The 2,659-nt window shown below is 53.4% G+C and carries 4 protein-coding genes; all 4 read left to right on the top strand.

Annotated elements, in window-relative coordinates:
* On the top strand, positions 1-444 hold a 444-nt coding region (locus HMPREF2675_RS04965; protein ID WP_210399847.1), incomplete at its 5' end, for a DNA/RNA non-specific endonuclease.
* 2 nt (positions 445-446) lie between these two features.
* Positions 447-875, top strand: a complete 429-nt coding sequence (locus tag HMPREF2675_RS04960; protein WP_070461644.1) for a hypothetical protein — start codon at positions 447-449, stop codon at positions 873-875.
* Positions 868-1,059 carry a hypothetical protein gene (locus HMPREF2675_RS10925; protein WP_083323879.1) on the top strand — a complete coding sequence of 64 codons (192 nt, stop codon included), beginning with the start codon at positions 868-870 and terminating at the stop codon, positions 1,057-1,059. The genes HMPREF2675_RS04960 and HMPREF2675_RS10925 overlap by 8 nt, the downstream gene beginning before the upstream one ends.
* A partial coding sequence (locus HMPREF2675_RS04955; RefSeq protein WP_283127797.1) for a hemagglutinin repeat-containing protein occupies positions 1,017-2,659 on the top strand: 1,643 nt, incomplete at its 3' end. The genes HMPREF2675_RS10925 and HMPREF2675_RS04955, both read left to right, overlap by 43 nt.

Raw genomic sequence — 2,659 nt, 5'->3', positions numbered from 1 at the left:
GTGTTTAGGTTTCGGCTGTTGAGGAAAGGGCTATTTTGCAAAGGTCTCGGAGAGTTTGAATATATATACCAAACTGATCATCTTGGGCGGTTAAAAACATGGGAAGCACAAGTGCTTCAGTTAACCAAACGTTCCGACAGGCTTCATCATAACCCTAATACTCCGGGAAAACTCAGTGGTGATCATGCTGGTCATTTGGCGGGAGATAGATTTGGCGGGTCTCCAAAGTTGGATAATCTGGTATCCCAGCTTAGCGGAGTTAATTTAAGCAATTATAAAATTCTAGAAAATGAATGGGCAAATGCATTAATGGAAAAGAAACGCGTAACGGTAAATGTTGATATACAATACAAGGGAAATAGTTTAAGGCCAGATCATTTTGTTATTCAATATGAAATTGATGGCATTAAAAAAGTTGAAAAGATTTACAACACAGGAAAGTAAAAATGAAATTTGAAGATAAGATATCAGAAATACAAGAACGTATGCTTAGCTTGGCACTTGAATTTTCAGGAGAGGGGGTTACCGCTGTCTATATATATGGTGCAAGGGAAAGAAACGTATTGTCTTTTGATGCTTTTTTTAAAGTGGGTAATAAAATTATGAGAAAGGAGTCTTTTAATACAAAAGAGATTCAATGGCAGTTTCTTAATCTTGGAATGGAAGATTATTCGGAACTATGCTCTGTCTTTGCCGAGAATCATCAGGAAATTCCAACTCAGTTGAAACTCATATATGACAATGTAAATCAGAAAGCATCCGCTAATTATTCATATGAAAAATTTTTCTCGCATAGAGATGATTTAACACCGGGTAATATTTTTGAACAATGGTTTAAAGAAGAAAAGCAAAAAACAGAAAACCCGTATGGCTAATCATGATTCCATAATGCAGATTAAAGGCAGCCCGAAACCCCATTCAGGCTGTCGTTTGCATTTGGGCACGCTGGCTTTCAGCCTGCTGCTCGGTTTCGGTTCGGCTCTGATTGTGCCCGCCGCCGCAGCCGCAGCACGCAGGTGCAGGATGGCAGCAGCGCCGAAGCCGTCGGCAGCTCGCTGACGGCCGGCCGCCATCTCAGCATCCGTGCCACCGAAGGCAACATCGAAGCCAAAGGCACACAAATCTCCGCCGAAGGCGATGCCCTGCTGTATGCCCGCGACGACATCCGACTGCTGGCCGCGGCCGACAGCCGCCGGCAAACCGGCAGCAGCAAGCGTAGCGGTTTCTCCATCGACAACCGCGACCATATCACCCCCTTCGGCACCTTTAACGATCAGGGGCAGGCTGCGGGCGAGATCGGCAGCATCAGCGGCAGCACCCTGTCCGTGGGCGGTAAAACCCGTCTGCTTGCCGAAAAAGGCAATATCGCCGTCAGCGGCAGCAGTCTGGTCTCCCAAGACGACCTGCTGCTTAAAGCCGGCGGCGACATCGACATCCGTGCTGCCGAACACCGCCAAAGCCAGAGCGAGCGCCAAGTTTCTTCCGGCATCGGCAGTGCCGTTATTTCCGACACCGAGCACTTTAGCGGCTGGATGAAAAACCGCCGCGAGAACGAGGGCGAAGAAACCCGGCAGGCCGCCAGCCAAATCGGCAGCCTGAAAGGCGGCGTCCGCATCGACGCCGGCGGCGCCTACCGCCAAACCGGCAGCGATGTTGCCGCCGCACGCGATATCGACATCAGCGCCCAAAGCGTCGACATCCGTGCCGCCGATAACCACGGCCGCAGCCGCCAGTCCGAGCGCGACCTTAAAATCGGCACCTTCGCCAAAATCTCCTCACCGCTGATCGATCTGGTCAACGCTGCCGAAGGTGCTGCCAAAAGCAAAGCCGACGACCGCACCCGCGCCCTGCAGGGTCTAGCCGCCGGCGCCCAAGCCTACCAACTGGCCGATTCCGTCGGCAAAGTGGCCGACGCCGTCAAAAACCAAACCGGCCAGCAAGGCGCCGTCCTCTTGTCCGTCGAAGCCGGCTTCGGCTTTAAATCCGCCGGCAAAGAGCAAAACCAAAACTACCGCCAAAGCCAACAAAGCAGCCTGAAAGCTGGCGGAGACATCAATATCCGCAGCCGCGAGGGCGACATTACCGTCCAAGGCAGCAACATTACTGCGGGCGACACCATCCGCCTCGATTCCGCACGCGACATCCGGCTGCTCTCCGCCCAAGACAGCCAACATCAGGACGGCAAAAACCGCAATGCCGGCGTACAGGTCGGCGTCGGGGTTTCCGTTGGTGCCCAAACCGGCGTCTATATCTACGCCGAAGCAGCCTACGGCAAAGGCAAAAACCGCACCGACAGCCAAACCCATCAAAACACCCTGCTGCAATCGGACAAACTGCAGCTCAGCAGCAAGGGCAATACCGTGCTGAACGGTGCCCAAACCCATGCAAAACGCATCGACGCTGAAGTCGGCGGCACACTGCACATCGAAAGCCCACAGGACACTGTCGAACAGGAAAGCAAACAAAGCGGCGGCGGCATCCGTGCCCAAGTTGCCCTTGGTACCGCATGGAACGTATCCGGCAACTACAACCAAAGCAAAGCCAGCGGCTACAGCCGCAGCGTCGGCAGCCAGAGCGGTCTCTTTGCCGGCGAAGGCGGCTACCACATCACCGCCGACAGCGTCCGACTCAAAGGCGGCGCCATCGCTTCTGCCGCAGA

Origin of the sequence: Neisseria sp. HMSC061H08 (assembly GCF_001836795.1) — a bacterium.
GTDB lineage: Bacteria > Pseudomonadota > Gammaproteobacteria > Burkholderiales > Neisseriaceae > Neisseria > Neisseria subflava_A.
The sequence above is the reverse complement of the archived record's forward strand: the minus strand, read 5'-3'. Positions and strand labels throughout refer to the sequence as shown.

Bases quoted from the DNA above. Each gene is read 5' to 3' on its own strand.
- HMPREF2675_RS04960 (WP_070461644.1), top strand. From the start codon at position 447: ATGAAATTTGAAGATAAGATATCAGAAATACAAGAACGTATGCTTAGC.
- HMPREF2675_RS10925 (WP_083323879.1), top strand. From the start codon at position 868: ATGGCTAATCATGATTCCATAATGCAGATTAAAGGCAGCCCGAAACCC.